Source organism: Pseudomonas sp. Pseusp10 (genome assembly GCF_059492225.1).
Genome location: NZ_CP168528.1, coordinates 759522 through 775680, shown reverse-complemented (window position 1 = coordinate 775680; position 16159 = coordinate 759522). Strand labels below are relative to the sequence as shown.

Annotated in this window: 12 protein-coding genes; all 12 read right to left on the bottom strand. The window is 61.1% G+C overall.

All coding sequences use genetic code 11. From position 1 onward, the window contains the following. Positions 1–8 precede the first annotated feature (8 nt). The 12 genes from ACEN8Z_RS03455 to ACEN8Z_RS03400 all read right to left on the bottom strand — a co-directional run bounded on the left by ACEN8Z_RS03455 (position 9) and on the right by ACEN8Z_RS03400 (position 16095). Complete coding sequence (locus ACEN8Z_RS03455) at positions 9–1592, bottom strand: glycosyltransferase family 39 protein (RefSeq protein WP_495596777.1); 1584 nt, start codon at positions 1590–1592, stop codon at positions 9–11. A gap of 120 nt (positions 1593–1712) precedes the next feature. Beyond that, positions 1713–3260 carry an efflux transporter outer membrane subunit gene (locus ACEN8Z_RS03450; RefSeq protein ID WP_495596776.1) on the bottom strand — a complete coding sequence of 516 codons (1548 nt, stop codon included), beginning with the start codon at positions 3258–3260 and terminating at the stop codon, positions 1713–1715. After that, complete coding sequence (locus ACEN8Z_RS03445; RefSeq protein ID WP_495596775.1) at positions 3257–4321, bottom strand: HlyD family secretion protein; 1065 nt, start codon at positions 4319–4321, stop codon at positions 3257–3259. The genes ACEN8Z_RS03450 and ACEN8Z_RS03445 overlap by 4 nt, the downstream gene beginning before the upstream one ends. Before the next feature lie 26 nt (positions 4322–4347). Further along, on the bottom strand, positions 4348–5880 hold the full coding sequence (locus tag ACEN8Z_RS03440; protein WP_495596774.1) for an MFS transporter: 1533 nt from the start codon (positions 5878–5880) through the stop codon (positions 4348–4350). Between the two features lie 215 nt (positions 5881–6095). Continuing rightward, positions 6096–7013, bottom strand: coding sequence for a LysR family transcriptional regulator (locus tag ACEN8Z_RS03435; protein ID WP_495596773.1), 918 nt, complete (start codon positions 7011–7013; stop codon positions 6096–6098). A gap of 120 nt (positions 7014–7133) precedes the next feature. Beyond that, positions 7134–8000 (bottom strand): ABC transporter permease, encoded by an 867-nt coding sequence (locus ACEN8Z_RS03430; RefSeq protein WP_495596772.1) that lies wholly within the window; start codon positions 7998–8000, stop codon positions 7134–7136. Positions 8001–8021: 21 nt separating this feature from the next. Then, on the bottom strand, positions 8022–8882 hold the full coding sequence (locus tag ACEN8Z_RS03425) for an ABC transporter ATP-binding protein (RefSeq protein WP_495596771.1): 861 nt from the start codon (positions 8880–8882) through the stop codon (positions 8022–8024). Between the two features lie 5 nt (positions 8883–8887). Further along, positions 8888–9913, bottom strand: coding sequence for an ABC transporter substrate-binding protein (locus tag ACEN8Z_RS03420; RefSeq protein ID WP_495596770.1), 1026 nt, complete (start codon positions 9911–9913; stop codon positions 8888–8890). 18 nt (positions 9914–9931) lie between these two features. Further along, positions 9932–10819, bottom strand: coding sequence for a TauD/TfdA dioxygenase family protein (locus ACEN8Z_RS03415; protein ID WP_495596769.1), 888 nt, complete (start codon positions 10817–10819; stop codon positions 9932–9934). Positions 10820–11189: 370 nt separating this feature from the next. Next, the gene (locus tag ACEN8Z_RS03410) at positions 11190–12554 is read right to left on the bottom strand and encodes an HlyD family type I secretion periplasmic adaptor subunit (protein ID WP_495596768.1); all 1365 of its coding nucleotides are present in this window, start codon (positions 12552–12554) and stop codon (positions 11190–11192) included. Beyond that, complete coding sequence (locus ACEN8Z_RS03405) at positions 12544–14700, bottom strand: type I secretion system permease/ATPase (RefSeq protein ID WP_495596767.1); 2157 nt, start codon at positions 14698–14700, stop codon at positions 12544–12546. The genes ACEN8Z_RS03410 and ACEN8Z_RS03405 overlap by 11 nt, the downstream gene beginning before the upstream one ends. Before the next feature lie 42 nt (positions 14701–14742). Continuing rightward, entirely contained in the window at positions 14743–16095 is a 1353-nt protein-coding gene (locus ACEN8Z_RS03400) for a TolC family outer membrane protein (RefSeq protein WP_495596766.1), read from the bottom strand. Positions 16096–16159: the final 64 nt, after the last annotated feature.

Sequence of the window (16159 nt, the reverse complement as noted above, 5' to 3'; positions counted from 1 at the left end):
GACGCCACTCATTGCCCGTTATTGCCGGACATGTACAACCTCGCGCCGGCACCACCGGCCTTCATCTGACGAGCGATATGCCATTGCGCCGGCAAAGGTGCGAACTCGTCCGGCACGTCAGCGGTGCCGATCAACCAGATTCGTTCAGTGCCCTTGGGCAGATCGCTCAAGTGGTCCAGATACACGTCTGGCGTAGTCAACGTACCGAAACCATATTCGTTCGGCCGGCTCGAAGTGCCATCGGCCCGTGGCGGGGTGTACAGCAGAGGCTGAGTTTCGGTGCGGTTGTAGTAGACGTAACTCAAGTACCAGAGCATGTCGCTGGTGACGATCCGGTCCCCCGGCTGAAAATGCAGATTGACGTCTTCCACCAGGACATTGACCTGATCATGGACGTCCACCGTCGCATTGTTTTTCAGGCCCACCAGTTCCACACCGACGAACAGCACCAGCACCGTCAGGGCCAGCACCCGGGAACCGGAGTACAAGCGATCGATCACCAATGCCGCCAGCAACGGCAGGCCAAGGGCATACGCGGTGAGGTAGCGCTCAATGAATATCGGCGAAAAAAACGACACCGCAAACACCAGCAGCATCGGGACAAAGGTGTAGACCGCGAGCAGCGCACTGCCGCGGGACACGCTTCGGTCACGTGCCAGCGCCACCCACACCAACAGCGGCAAGGCCAGCGGCAAGGCAATAAATACCAGTGACGGCAGGTTTTCGCCGTCGTCCTGGGTCAGCAACGACCAGACCATCGACGGTAAGGAATCCAGGCTGACGGGCAGTTCCCAGCCAACGTCGCCATTGGCCTTGAGCTGATCCAGGTGCCGTAGCAGGTCGACAAACCCCGGCAGCCACGGCAGATACAGCGCCACGATAGCCACATTGGCCAGCCACCAGTCACCCCGCTGGATGTGCCGCAGACGATGCCCCGGCTGCACGCGGATGATCCCCAGGTACAACCAATGGCAGAGTACGCACAGGGCCGTGAAGTAATGGGTGTAAAACGCCGCGCTCATCAGCACGACATAGATCACCAGATAGCGCCGGCACTGCGGCTTGCGGATCCAGTACACCAGCGCAATGGTTGCCCCCAGCAACCACAGGCCCAGCAGCGAATACATGCGCACTTCCTGGCTATAGCGCACCGCAGTCGGGAGCAAGGCCAACAGGAAACCGGCCAGTATCGCGGCACGGCGGGTGGCGAGCCGATCGACCAGCCACACCCCGAGCCCGACCGAGGCAATCCCCGGCAGGGCACTGAGGCAGCGGATCGACAATATGCCGTCGCCAAACATCGCGATCCAGCCGTGCAGCAGCATGAAGTACAGCGGCGGGTGCACGTCGTAGGCGGCGTGCAACCAGATGTCAGGTAATGAGTAACGGGCCAGCAACAGGCTGGAGCCCTCGTCGCCCCAAATCGCGGCAGCGGTCAGATCGTAAAATCGCACCAGTGCGGCCAACACCAGAATCGGCACCAGCCAATGCTCTCGCGCCCAGCGGATCAGTGGTTGCGCGCCCCTGGCGAAACCAGGATTGGCGTGCGGTCCCTGAGTGTCGCCCATCGGCGTTTCTCTGCGCGCCTCCATTGCTTCCCCTTGCAACGTTCAGTGACCAGCCGGATTGTTTACGCTTCACTTTAGCGCTTCAAGCCCAGCAACGTCGATGCTGGCCCACTAATGGAGCGATAGCCGGCGGCGGCTGCAACGTCAGCGCTGCGCCGTCGCGGCCAACGGGAACACCGACTCCCAACCTCCGCCCAACGCCTTGTACAACCCGACGGCCGCCAGCGACACGCCGGTCGAGCTCTCGACCCACTGCTCCTGCGTGGCCAGTAACGCCCCTTGCACCGTGAGTACGGTGACGAAATCCACCACGCCCTCAACGTACTGCTGTTGCGCGGTGTCCAGCGCAATGCGGTTCTGGCGTACGGCCTCGGCCAGGCTGTCGCGGCGTAACTGGCTGGCGTTGTAGGCGGTCAGTTGGTCATCGATTTCATGCCAGGCGCGCAACACGGTTTGCTGATAGGCAATGGCCGCTTCCTGTTGTTGTGCTTCTCGCAATTGGAGCACGCCACGCAAGCGGCCTCCGTCGAACAACGGCAAGCTCAATTGCGGGCCGATCCCGAACGAACGCGACCCCCAGGAGCCGAAATCGCTCAGTTGCATGGCCTGGGAACCGATGCTCCCCGACAGGGTGATTCGCGGATAGAAATCGCCCCTGGCCACGCCAATGCTGGCTGTGGCGGCATGCAGCCGTGCTTCGGCCTGGCGAATGTCCGGCCGACGTTCAGCCAGTTGCGAGGGCAAGCCGATGGCGACCTGACGCGGCGTTTGTGGCACCGGTGTGTCTGTGGATAACTGCGCCGCCAATGCCTGGGGCGGTTCGCCCATCAACAGACTCAAGGCGTTGATCAGTTGCCACTGGCGCTGCTCCAGTGCGGGCAGGCGTGACTCGATGGCCGCCACCTGCGCGGCGGCTTCGGCGACATCCAGATCCGTCGCGACGCCGTTGGACAGGCGCAGTTGTGAAAGTTTCAGGCTATGCCGGGCGACGTCGAGGTTTTGCTCCGTGACGGCCCGGGTGTTTTGCACACCGCGCAGTTGAATGTAGTTCTGGGCAGTTTCGGCCAGCACCAACAGCAGCACACCGCGTCGGTCGTTCTCGGCGACTTCCAGGGTGGCGTCGGCAGCTTCGGTTTCCCGACGCACGCGGCCCCGGAAATCCAGCTCCCAGGAGGCGGAAAAGCCGGCATCCCACAGATTGAATGCGGATTGGCCGTTGTGGCCTGACGGATCGCTCAGCCCTTCACCACTGTTGCGGTTGCGTCCGTAGCGGCCGCTGGCAGCCGTATTGGGATAGCGCTCGGCGGTGATGACCTGACGCACCGCGCGACTTTGCTGCAAGCGGCTGCTGGCCAATTTCAGGTCGAGGTTGTCGGTCAGGACGCGCTGGCTCAGGGCCGAGAGTTTCGGGTCGTGGAACACTTCCCACCAGCGCTCGTCCATCGTTTCGGCGACGGCCTGGCTGGCGGCGGATTTGGCCGGTTTTGCCCATTCGGCGATTTGTGTGGTTTCGGGCTTTTGGAAATCGGGGCCGACGGTGCAGGCACTGAGGCTCATAGCGAGCAAGACACTGAAAGTCAGTTGCTGCCACTGCCCTCTTCGCGAGCAAGCCCGCTCCCACAGGGGAATGCGGTCAACTGTGGGAGCGGGCTTGCTCGCGAAGGCGTCAGCGCGATCAACGAAAATCTTCATCGCTGAACAACCTCTTTCGCCTTGGCAGTGGCCGTATCAATACTCGCCTCAACCGACATCCCCACCCGCAAGCGCTCGGTCAGCGCTTGTCCCGGCTCCAGCACGATTTTCACCGGAATCCGCTGCACCACCTTGGTGAAGTTGCCGGTGGCGTTATCCGGTTTGACCGCGGCGAACGTCACCCCGGTGGCCGGTGCAATGCTTTCGACACGACCGTTGAGTGCCGTACCGCCCAGGCTGTCGACGCGCACTTGCACAGCCTGACCCGGTTGCACATCCGTCAGTTGCGTTTCCTGGAAATTGGCCATCACATAAGCCTGCGCCAGTGGCACCACGGCGAGGATTTTGCTGCCCGGAGTGACGTAGGCGCCGACTCGCACCGCGCGTTCGCCGACCATACCGTCCTGTGGCGCGACGATCCTCGTATAGGACAACTCGTAGCTGGCCATTTCCAGCTTCGCTTGCGCCCGTTTCAGGCCACCTTCTGCCGCATCGCGCTGGGCCGTGAGGATGTCCACTTGCTTGCGTTCCGCCGCCAGCACCGCCGTGGCATTGGCCAACCGCGCCGAGGCCTGGTCGATGCGCGTTTGCGCCTGTTGTGCATTTTGCACCGTGCCGGCGCCCACCCCGGCAAGGTGGTTGTAGCGGCTCAACTCGTGTTCGGCAAACGCCATTTCCGCCTTGGCCGAGACCACCGAGGATTGCGCCTGGGCAATCACCGACGCCTGGCGCTCAAGGGTCGCCCGGGCGTTTTGCAGTTGCGCCCTGGCCACCAGCGTTTCGGCGTCAGCGGCCTCGGCGGCGGCGCGTAGGTCCCGGTCATCGATCAGTGCCAGCAACTGCCCGGCCTTGACCTGCTGGTTGTCCTCGACCAGCACTTGCTTGATAAACCCGGCAACCCGCGGCACTACCAGAGTGAAATCCGCCGAGACATAAGCATCGTTGGTGCTCTGCTGGGTGCGCTTGCCGAACAAGCCGGGCATCGCCAGGTACAGCAACACGCCGACGGCCACTGCGGCGGCCACGGCAACTGCGACTTTCTGCTTTGCTTGAGTGTTCATAAAAACCTTCTGTATCAGTGGAGCATTCAGGTCGGTGCGCGCGGCGGATAGATCCGCGTCGGCAGCCAGAAAATCAGCAGGATCAAGGCCGCGGCGATACCGGCCATGCACAGGTAAAGATCAGAGGAAGTGAGCACCATCGCTTGCTCATGCAGACGATGAGCGAGACCTGCGCTGTCGTGTTCGGCCAGTGGCGAGTTGCCGAGGCGGTCGACCAGCATGGTCGAGTGAAAATGCAGGCGTGCAGTGGTCAACGCCTCGATCACCCCAGTGGCGATGACCGCCGACAGGCCTTTGACGGTGTTGAACCAGGCCGATGCGAACGGCCCTTCCATCGGGTTGATGCTGCCGGTGGACAGCATCAGCAGCGGCAACACCGCCATGGGCTGACCGAAAATCTGCAGCCATTGCAGCACGTAGAAATCATCGCGAATCCACACGGATGTCAGTTGCGATCCGCCAACGCACGACAGCGCCAGCATGCTCAGGCCGATGCCCAACACCCAGCGGCAATCAACCCAGCGAAAGTTGCACAGCGCCGCCACCAACGGCAGCGCAATCAATTGCGGCAGCGCCGCCAGCAGCATGATCGGTGCGGTCTGCACCGGGCGATAACCCTGGACCTGCGCCAGGTAGCTGGACGGAATGATGATCACCGCCTGCAACACCACCAGCACGCCCGCCAGGGTCAGCAGGGCGAAGGACAGGTTACGGATGCCGAGCATCTGTATCTTGAAAAACGGCATCGGCTGCGACCACTCGCCGGTCAAGAACAGCACCAGCAGCAACAGCCCGCCACCGAGCAATCCGCAGATCAGATTCGACTCGAACCAGTCCAGGCGATTGCCCTGCAGGATGCCGATCACCAACATGCAGATCGCGGGAAAACCCAACAGCACACCGCGCCAGTTGAAGGACTTGAAGCGCTCCAGACGCAGCGGGTCCCGGGGCAAGCCATACGCCACCGCGGCCATGGCAATCAGGCACGGCGCGATGATTTGCCAGAAGGTCCATTGCCAGCCGACATACTCGGTCCACAACCCGGCCAATGGCGTGCCCAGGCCCGGGCCGAACGTCGCCGTCAGGGCATAACCGGCCAGGCCATACAACTTCACGTTGGCGGGCAGAAACCGCAGGGCCACGGTCATCAGCATGGGTGGCAATGCACCGCCCGCCAGACCCTGCAAGGTGCGCAGCAACAGCAGGCTTTCGTAATTCGGGGCAAAGGGGCACAAGGCACCCAACAGGCTGAACAGGCTGATGGCGCACAGGGTGAAACGCCGCAACGAGAACGTCACCGCGCACCACGGCGCGAAAGCCATGGCCGCCACCGAAGTCGCGGTGTAACAGGCGACCAGCCAGGTGCCCTCGTCGTAGCCGATGGCCAATGCACCGCGGATATCGGCCATGGCGACTTTGGTCACCATCTCGTTCAGGCCCGACACCAGCACCGCCAGCAGCACACCCGCCAGGCCGACGATGATCCGCGGGCCGAAGACCGGCGGAGCGGCTGCCGTGCTGGCCGTAGCGACAGGTGCCGTGACCGTAAGGGAAGTCATGTACTGCGAGCTCCGGCGTGGAAAGACCGAAGCATTCTAAAAAGCGTGATGCCTGACGAAAATCAACTTATTGGCAGGTTATAAGTGCGCCAGACGCAATGATACCCTCCTGTGGGAGCGAGCTTGCTCGCGATAGCGGCAGGTCAGCCAAAAGAGATGTCGAGGCTGCCGGCCTCATCGCGAGCGAGCTCGCTCCCACAGGGGAACTGATCAGTTCATGGTTGCGCAGCCAGCCAGGTTTCATCGCAGCAGGCTTTCAGCGTTTCACGCAGCCAGCGGTGTGCCGGATCCTTGTCGAAGCGCGGATGCCAGGCCTGGGTCAGCATCAGGGTCGGCAACGGAATCGGCAGGTTGAACGAGCGCAGCTTCAATCCCAGCCGCCGCACACTCAGCAAGGCTTCCTTGGGCACCGGCAGAATCAGGTCGGAATCGGGCAAGGCAAACATCGCCGCATGAAAGCTTGGCGCGATCACCGCCACCCGCCGCTCCAGCCCCAGGGCATTGAGCGCGGTATCGATCGGCCCCCGGGCAATCCCGCGCCGGGACATGCTGATGTGGGAATAACCCGCGTACCGCTCCGCCGTGATCTCTTCGTCCAGCAGCGGATGATCCTCGCGCACCAGGCCAACGAAGTGGGTGGAAAACAGGTTCTGGACCTTCACTTCCGGGGTCAATGGCCGGGTGTTGCTGACGCTCAGATCGATCCGTCCTTCGCGCAACGCTTCATCATCACCATCGCCTTCCGGGACGAAACGCAATTCGCAGTGCGGTGCCTGCCGGTCGAGGGTGTCGAACAGCTTGCCGCCGTAGACGCCGACAAAAAAGTCGTTGGCCCGAATACTGAAACGCCGCCGCAGCGAACTCAGCTCCACTGCATCGGCCGAACGAAACAGCAACCCGGCCTGCTCCACCACACTGCGCACCTGCTCGCGCAACGCCAGCGCCTTGGGGGTCGGCACCAGGCCACGGCCGGCACGCACCAGGATCGGATCGCCAATGGCTTCGCGGATGCGCGTCAACGTCCGGCTCATGGCCGCAGGGCTCAGGTTCATCCGCCGCGCCGCGCCCACCACGCTACCCTCGTCGAGCAAGGCGTCGAGAGCGACTAGCAGGTTCATATCCGGAAATTGCATGGTGAGCACTCGTGCCTGATCTTTATTGATTCAGGCGCAATGCTAGCAAACTCCACTCAGCCATTGTGCAAGCGGACTTGCCCGCGAAGAGGCCAACGCGGACATCACACAATCAGACATTCAACGCACCATCCCCCAGCGCCTCACCGTCACTCGCTCCAACGAATCAAACACCAGATTCTCCACCAGCAACCCAATCAGAATCACCACCGCCAACCCAGCAAACACCTTGTCCGTGTACAGCTCATTGCGATTCTGAAAGATGTACCAGCCCAACCCACCCTTGCCACTGGTTGCACCAAACACCAACTCAGCAGCAATCAGCGTACGCCAGGCAAACGCCCAGCCGATCTTCAGTCCGGCGAGGATCGATGGCAGCGCCGCCGGGATCAGGATGAACAACACGAAACGCATGCCCTTTAGGCCGTAGTTGCGCCCGGCCATGCGCAGGGTTTCCGAGACGCCGAGGAACCCGGCGTAGGTGTTCAGCGCCAAGGCCCAAAGTACCGAATGCACCAGCACGAAAATCAGGCTGTTCTGGCCTAACCCAAACCACAGCAGCGCCAGCGGCAGCAGGGCGATGGCCGGCAGCGGGTTGAACATCGAGGTCAGGGTACTGAGCAGGTCGCGACCGAATTGCGTCGACACTGCCAGCGTGGTCAGGGCGAATGCCAGGACGATGCCGACCAGGTAGCCCTTGAGCAGCACCACCAGGGAAATCCACACCTTGCCCAGCAATTCGCCGCTGAGCAGGCCGTCGTACAGCGCGTGAGCGGTTTGCACAAAGCCCGGCAGCAGCAGATCGTTGTTCTGATAGCGGGCAACAGTTTCCCAGAGCACTGTGAGCAAAATCAGGATCAGGGTTTTGCGCAGCCAACCTTGCTGCCACAGTCGTCGGCCAAGGGGTAATTCCCGCTCCAGCGGCACGCTGGTCAGCGGCTGCAAAACCGTTTCGAACTCTTCACGCGGGGATGATAAATGGCTCATCGGGCCCTCCTCTCAACTGGCTCAATAAGCGATGCGGATGTCGGCGAAATCCAGTTCATGTTCGGCTTGCGGTGATTGACCTTCGTCGAACAGCAGCCGGTGAATACGTCGCGCCGACTCCTGAAACGCCACGCCGCCGAGGCTGTGCAAATCGTATTGGTGGCTGTGGACTTCCGCCCTCACCCGGCCCGGATGCGGCGACAGCAACAGAATGCGATTGCCCACCACCAGCGCCTCTTCGATAGAGTGCGTGACGAACAGCAGCGTGAAACGCACTTCTTCCCAGAGCAGCAGCAATTCTTCCTGCATCTTGCGCCGGGTCAGGGCATCGAGCGCGGCAAAGGGTTCGTCCATCAACAGGATTTTCGGCTGCATCGCCAGCGCCCGAGCAATGGCGACCCGGGCCTTCATCCCGCCTGACAAGGTATGCGGATAAGCATCGGCAAACGCCGCCAGACCGACCTTCTCCAGGTAGTGCAACGCCCGTTCTTCAGCCTCTTTGCGCTTGAGGGTTTTCGAGGCCAGCAGTGGAAACATCACGTTCTGTTTCACGGTTTTCCACGGTGGCAGTTGATCGAACTCCTGGAACACCACGATCCGGTCAGGCCCCGGGGCATCGACGCGCTGACCTTGCAGACGGATCTCGCCCTCGACGGGCTGGATGAAGCCGGCGGCGGCCTTGAGTAATGTCGACTTGCCGCAACCGGACGGGCCGAGCAGGACAAAACGGTCCGCCGGATCCACTTCAAAACTGACTTGATGGGTCGCCCGTACCACGCGCTGCGACGTGCGGTATTCCAGGCTGACGTTATCGACCGACAGCAGCGCCTGGGCTGCCGCGATCGGTTTGCTGACCGTGTGGCCTTGCAAAGGAGCGTTCATGGCGATCAGCTCCCTTGCAGCGGTTTGGCGTCCTGGAAGAAGTAATCCCTCCACGAATCCGGTTTGTTTTTGATCGCGCCGACGCGGTATAGGAACTCGGCCAACGGGTAAGTATTTTTCGGCGTGACGCTGAATTCGAACTGCGGGTTATCGATGATTTTCAGCAACGCGGCGCGGTCGATTTTCGCCTTGGTCACGCGGATGTAAGTGTCCGCTGCCGCGCCTTTGTCGTTCTGGGCAAACTGTGCGGCTTCGGTCAGCGCTTCGATGAAGGCTTTGTAGGTTTTCGGGTTCTCGTCGCGGAATTTCTCGGTGGCGAACAGCACCGTCGGCGAGTTCGGACCGAGCAGGTCATAGGTATTGAGCACCACGTGCACATTGGGATTGGCCAGTTCCTGATCCTGGAACGGCGGGTTGGAGAAGTGCCCGCTCAACTCGGTGCCGCCAGCCACCAGCGCCGCTGTCGCGTCGGGGTGCGGAACGGCGATGGTGTACTTGTCGAGGCGATTGAAGTCCTTGTCACCCCACTGTTTGGCCGCCGCGTATTGCAGGAAGCGCGACTGCACCGACACGCCCACCGCGGGCACCGCGATGCGGTCCTTCTCAGTGAAGTCGGCGATGGTTTTGACCTTGGGGTTATTGCTCACCAGGTAATACGGGAAATTACCCAGGGAAGCCACGGCCTTGACGTTCTGTTTGCCATGGGTGCGATCCCAGATGGTCAACAACGGGCCAACACCGGCACCGGCAATGTCGATCGAACCCGACAGCAACGCATCGTTGACCGCCGCGCCGCCCGAGAGCTGGGTCCAGTCGACCTTGATGTCGATGCCTTCCTGCTTGCCGTATTTCTCGATCAGGTTCTGATCGCGCACCACATTGAGCAGCAAGTAAACGATGCCGAACTGCTCGGCGATGCGAATTTCACCTTCAGCATGAGCCACGGTCGGTGCCACCAGGCTGCCGGCGATCAGGCTGAAACCCAGGCCGATGGCCGCGGCCAGCGGTGCGAATGGAAGACGTTTGGACATGATCAGATCTCCGACAAATCAGAAAGGCGCATCGCCCTGGATGGTGGTGCGAAACAGCTTGCGGCGCAGATGGCTGGGGCATCCGGCGGCGAGGTGGATCAGTGAACGGTTGTCCCAGAACACCAGGTCATGGGGCTGCCATTGATGGCGGTAGATGTTTTGCGGCAGCACGCTGTGGGCATATAGCTCGCTCAGCAGTTGCTGGCTCTCGTCTTCCGGCAGGCCAACGATGCGGGTGGTGAAACCCTCGCTGACGAACAAGGCCTTGCGACCGTTTTCCGGGTGGGTACGCACGACCGGGTGAACGACTTCGGCGACCTGGGCGAGTTGCTCCGGCGTCAGGGTCGGGCGCCAGTTGCCTTCGAATTTGGTTTCGCTGTAACGCGCGGTGTAGGAGTGCGCCGCCGAGCGACCTTCCACCGCTTTGCGCAACGCGAGCGGCAGGTTGTCCCAGGCTTTGTGCATGTCGGCGAACAGTGTGTCGCCGCCCTCCGATGGCAGCTCCTGGGCGTGCAGCATCGAGCCCAGGCTCGGCAGTTGTTTGTAGGAGAGATCGGAATGCCAGAACTTGCCGGCGTCGCCCAGGCCGATGTTCTGGCCATTTTCGACGATGTTGGAAACGATGAGGATTTCCGGATGCCCTGCCAGCAGGAACTGCTTGAGTACGTGGATCTGCAACACGCCAAAACGACGGCTGAAGTCGATGTGCTGTTCTGGGGTGATGCGCTGGTCGCGGAACACCACCACGTGATGGTCCAGGTGCGCACGGTGAATGCGGGCAAAATCGTCATCATTGATTGGGCGGGACAGGTCGAGACCGATGATCTCGGCGCCCACCGCTCCGCTGAACGGGCGGATTTCAAAGAATTGTGGCGCGATGCTTGGCGAAGCTGAAACTGCAGACATAAATCACTCCCACGCACGGCACGCTCAAAGGCGCGCGCGTCGATCAGAAACTCACGGAGATCCCGTGTTGGTTCGTGTCGTGCGGCGCGCCGATTGGTCGGCAGGTACGCAGGAGATTGACTTTATAGATATAAGAATTGAAATTTAAATACCGTTAACGAATAACGATATGGCGATTGAAAAGGGCCTGCGTGGTTTGCGGAGTGACGTTATTTGTCACTTACTGACAGGATTGTGGTGTTTCCACTGACGCTATCGCGAGCAAGCTCGCTCCTACAGGGTTTTTGTGTCAAACACATGATCGTGTTTCAACAGAGAACCTGTGGGAGCCGGGCTTGCCCGCGATGGGGCCAGTGAATCCACTAAAGATCTAGCGCTCGTGCAGTGCCTCGGCCCGCGCCCGGATGATCGGCTTGAGCAGGTAGCTGAGGATAGTCTTCTTGCCGGTGATGATATCCACCGAAGCCACCATCCCCGGGATGATCAGTAACGGCTTTTCATCGGTGCCCAAGTGGCTGCGCTCGGTGCGCAGCTTGATGATGTAGTAGGTGGTTTTCTTGTCTTCGTCGGTGATGGTGTCGGCGCCGATCTGCTCCAGCCTGGCCTTCAACCCGCCGTAGATGGTGTAGTCATACGCGGTGAATTTCACCGTCGCTTCCTGCCCCGGATGCAGGAACGCGATGTCCTGCGGGCGGATTTTCGCCTCGACCAGCAAGGTGTCGTCCAGCGGCACGATTTCCACCAGGTCGCTGCCCGGCTGGATAACCCCGCCGATGGTATTGACCAGCAACTTGTTGACGATACCCCGTACCGGCGAAGTGACCAGCGTCCGGCTGACCCGGTCTTCCAGGGCCTTGCCGGTGGCCTGGGCCTTGTTCAGGTCGGTGCGTGCTTCGTTGAGCTGGGTCAGGGCTTCGCTGCGGAACTTGCCGCGGGTTTCATCGACCTTGCGCTGTACTTCCTTGATAGCCGACTCGGCTCGTGGAATGGCCAGCGTGGTGGCGTCGAGCTGACCACGGGTCTCCGCTTCGGCACGCCTGAGGCGCAGGACTTCCACCGGCGATACCGCGCCCTGGGCCACCAATGGCTCGGACATGCTGATTTCCTGACGCTGGAAGCCCAATTGCTGGCGGTACTGCGCCTGTTTGGAGGTGAACTCGCGCAGCTCTTGCTGGCGCTGGATCAGTTGCTCCTGCAAGCCGCCAATCTCGTCGTGCAACTGTTGGCGGCGGCTGATATAGAGCGACTCTTCGCTCTTGGCCTGACCCGGCACGGCCTTGAGTACGTCCTCGGGGAAGTTCAGCGGGCGATCTTCGACCTCGGCGCTCAGGCGTTCGACCCGCAGTAGCATCGACAACCGATCGGCCTCTGTTTCACCGACGTTCGATGCAAATCGCGTGTCGTCCAGCCGAATCAGCGGTGCGCCGGCCTCGACAATCTGGCCTTCCTTGACGAACAGCTCGGCAACGATACCGCCTTCAAGGTTCTGGATTTTCTGAATCTTCGACGATGGAATCGCCTTGCCGTCGCCTTTGGTCACTTCGTCGATGACCGCGAAGTTGGCCCAGAGCATCAGGAACACAAAGAAAGCGATGATCGCCCAGATCGTCAGCCGCACCACGCGTGGCGCATCCTCGATCAGCGCCTTGTTGACCTCCGGCAGTGGCTGGCCCTGCAGCGATGCAGTGCCTTTGAAGTAGCGACGGATCGAATCCTTACCCGACTTAAGCAACACTGATCTGCCCCTTCTTCAACGCTTCCATCACCGCGGCTTTCGGGCCGTCAGCGAGAATCTGCCCGCGGTCGATCACGATCAGCCGATCCACCAGCGACAACAGCGATGCCCGGTGCGTCACCAGCACCATGGTCTTGTTTTCGATCACCGCCGCCAGGCGTTGTTTGAGGCGTTCTTCGCCGGTGTTGTCCATGGCGCTGGTCGGTTCGTCGAGCAGCAGGATCGGCGGGTTGAGCAACAATGCACGGGCCAGGGCGACGTTCTGTCGTTGACCGCCGGAGAGGTTCTGCCCGCGCTCGCCAACTTGCAGCTCATAACCCTTCGGATGCAGGCGCGCATATTCGTGGACGCCGGCCAGCTCTGCCGCTTGCAGCACCAGTTCGTCCTCGACATATCGCGCGCCGGAAACCAGGTTGTCGCGCAAGGTGCCGGCGAGCAGCTGAATGTCCTGGGGCACATAGCCGATGTTGTAGCGCAGCTCGCTGACGTCGATCTGGCGGATATCCACACCATCGACCAACAACGCGCCATCATCCGGCTGATACAGCCCCACCAGCAGCTTCGCCAGCGAGCTCTTGCCCGAGCCGCTTCGGCCAATGATGCCGACTTTCTCGCCGGGATGAATCGACAAGTTGATGTTCTTCAGCGCCGGGTTCTGCTGTTGCGGGTAGGTGAAGTTGAGCTGGCGGCACTCAATGGCGCCTTGCAGTACCTTGCGGCTGAGCGGACGCTCTTCGAAATTGCGCTCCTGAGGCAGCTCCATCATCTGGTCGACCGAGGTCATAGTCACCCGCGCCTGCTGATAGCGGGTCAGCAGCCCGGACAGCGACGCCAGCGGGCTGAGCGCACGGCCACTGAGCATGTAGCAGGCAATCAGGCCGCCCATGCTCAGGTGACCGTCGATGATCTGGTACACGCCGAAGACGATCATGATCACCCCGGCCAGTTGCTGGATCAGCAAGGTGATATTCATCGCCAGGCCGGAGAGCATTTTCACCCGCAACTCAAGGCGGCTGAGGGTGCCGATGGTCTGCTCCCACTGATACTGGCGTTCGCTTTCGGCGTTGTTGACCTTCACCGCATCCAGGCCGGCCAGGGTTTCGATCAGGCTCGACTGGCGCTCGGCCCCCAGCGCCATGGTCCGCTCCATGGTCGCCACCAGGGGTTTCTGCAATGCATAGCCGATGGCCAGGGCGATCGGGAATGCCAGCACCGGTATCCACACCAGATGCCCACCGAGGATCGCGATGACGATGAAAATCAGGATAGTGAACGGCAGGTCGATCAGGCTGGTGAGGGTCAGCGAGGCGAGGAAGTCGCGCAGGCTCTGGAATTCATGGATGTTCTGGGCAAAGCTGCCGACCCGTGCCGGCCGGTACTTCATGGCCATGCCGACGATGCGCTCGAACAGCGTGGCCGAGATGATCAGGTCGGTTTTTTTGCCGGCCAGATCCAGGCACAGGCTACGCAGGCTTTTCAGGATCAGGTCGAAGAGGTAAGCGCCCGTGATGCCGAGTGCCAACACCCATAGTGTCGCTTCGGCCTGGTTCGGTACGACGCGGTCGTAGACGTTCATCACGAACAACGGCGCGGCCATGGCAATGATGTTGATCAGAAAACTGGCGGCAATGGCGTCGGCGTACAACCAGCGCGAACGCTTGAGGGTGTCGCGAAACCACGAGCGCGCACGCGGAATCAGCGTGCCGTGATTGACGTCGAATTTGTGCTGGGGCTGGGCAAAAAAGACCTTGCCGGTGTAATCGTCGGCCAGCAGCTCACGGCTGACCAAGGACTCGCCGCCGTCGCTTTCGCTGAGCAGCACCCGTACCTGATCTTCGCCTTGCCAGCCGAGCAGGACGGCACTGCGACCGTCCTTGAGCAGCAACAATGCCGGCATGGCAATCGCCGGAATGTCCTCCAGCTTGCGCTGCAGCACCCTACCTTGCAGCCCCGCGCGAGCAGCCGCACGCGGCAGCAACTCGACACTCAATCGCTGCTCGGGCAGTGGCAGACCGGTGGTGAGCATTGCCGCGCTGGCCGGTTTCTGGTGCAGCATGCAAAGAGCGAGCAGACCATCCAGCAACGGATCGTCATGCAGCGCGCGCGGATCGTGAATGAGTTGAACCCGACTGACTTCTGATTCCACGCTCGGCACTCTTGGCTAACAATTGAACAATGAAGGTCCTGCTCAATTCATACCGGGCAATTGGACCTTGGGCTTCACGTCGTTCTGCACAACGGATGCCAATGGTGCGACCACTCCCTGGCTCTTGAGCAACTCGCCCATGGTCGCCTTGATTCGGTACTGAGTAAATAACTGAATGTTCTTGATCTCCGCCAGACGGCGAGAAGAGGAGAACAACTCGTTCTCGCTGTCGAGCAAATCGAGCAGAGTGCGCTCGCCAAGGCTGAACTGACGCTGGTAAGCGGTACGCACGGCGGTACTGTGATCAACGTACTGCTGGGCGATCGGCACCTGGGCATTGGCATTGTTCAGGGCGTTCCAGGCCAGGCCAAGTTCTTCATTCAATTGGCGCAGGGCGTTGTTGCGGATGTCCAGCGCCTGGTTCGACAGGTAGGCCTTGGATTCCAGGTCGGCCTTGTTGCTGCCGCCGGAATACAGGTTGAAGCGCATGCGCAGCATGGCCTGCCATTCGTTGTTGTGGCCGTTCTGACCATCGATATCGTTGTCCGCGGTGCGACCCAACTCAGCATCGAAGCGTGGGTAGAAGGTCGACTTGGCCGTGTCGTACTGTTTTTCGGCGGCGGCGATGTCGGATTCGGCCGAGCGCAGGATCGGGCTGTTTTCCAGCATCTGCGCACGGGCTTCATTCAGGTTGGCCGGCATCAGCGCCAGGAAACTCGCCGGGCGCTCCAGTTGATCGGGCATCTGGCCGACAGCGGAAAGGTAGTTGGTCTCGGCATCAGCCAGGTTGGTCTGCTCGGTGATCAGATTGTTGCGCGCCTGGGCCATCCGCGCCTCAGCCTGATCGAGATCGGCGCCGCTGCCGACGCCACGCTGGGTGCGCAGCTGGATCTGGTCGTAAATGCGTTGATGGCTCTTGAGGTTGTCCTCGGCCAGGCGCACGAATTCGCGTCGGGTCAGCACGTCGAGATAGACCTGGGCCACGGTCAGCCCGGTACGCTCGGAAGTACTCAGCAGCGAATAGGCACGGGAGTTGACGGTGGCTTGTTGACGCCCTACTTCGCTGGTCGTCGCAAAACCGTCAAAGACCATCTGGGTCAGTCGCAAGCTCGATTCACTGCGGTTCAGGGTTTCCCAGTGATTGTTGCTGCCGCCCGTTCGCGTCGTCACGCTGTCGGTGCCTTCACGACCATAACCACCCAGCAGGTCGACCCGTGGCAAGTATCCACCTTTCGCAGCCTTCAACTGATAATCAGCAGCCAATCGGCTGTTGACGCCTGCCTGGACCTCCGGATGGACATCCAGCGCTTGTTGCATGGCGTCTGGCAAGGATTGCGCCTGGACGAAAGACGCGGCGAGGGCGAAAGGTAGTGCCATGAACAAAGGCGAACGCATTGTAGGAATTTCCCAGGACTTCTTGTCTTGAATCACGGCTGAAAAGCGCGCGGTGTCGGAAGAT

Coding starts and splice junctions, on each gene's coding strand:
- ACEN8Z_RS03445 (WP_495596775.1), bottom strand. CDS start 4,321: ATGAACACTCAAGCAAAGCAGAAAGTCGCAGTTGCCGTGGCCGCCGCA.
- ACEN8Z_RS03435 (WP_495596773.1), bottom strand. CDS start 7,013: ATGCAATTTCCGGATATGAACCTGCTAGTCGCTCTCGACGCCTTGCTC.
- ACEN8Z_RS03425 (WP_495596771.1), bottom strand. CDS start 8,882: ATGAACGCTCCTTTGCAAGGCCACACGGTCAGCAAACCGATCGCGGCA.
- ACEN8Z_RS03400 (WP_495596766.1), bottom strand. CDS start 16,095: ATGCGTTCGCCTTTGTTCATGGCACTACCTTTCGCCCTCGCCGCGTCT.
- ACEN8Z_RS03455 (WP_495596777.1), bottom strand. CDS start 1,592: ATGGAGGCGCGCAGAGAAACGCCGATGGGCGACACTCAGGGACCGCAC.
- ACEN8Z_RS03415 (WP_495596769.1), bottom strand. CDS start 10,819: ATGTCTGCAGTTTCAGCTTCGCCAAGCATCGCGCCACAATTCTTTGAA.
- ACEN8Z_RS03430 (WP_495596772.1), bottom strand. CDS start 8,000: ATGAGCCATTTATCATCCCCGCGTGAAGAGTTCGAAACGGTTTTGCAG.
- ACEN8Z_RS03450 (WP_495596776.1), bottom strand. CDS start 3,260: ATGAAGATTTTCGTTGATCGCGCTGACGCCTTCGCGAGCAAGCCCGCT.
- ACEN8Z_RS03420 (WP_495596770.1), bottom strand. CDS start 9,913: ATGTCCAAACGTCTTCCATTCGCACCGCTGGCCGCGGCCATCGGCCTG.
- ACEN8Z_RS03440 (WP_495596774.1), bottom strand. CDS start 5,880: ATGACTTCCCTTACGGTCACGGCACCTGTCGCTACGGCCAGCACGGCA.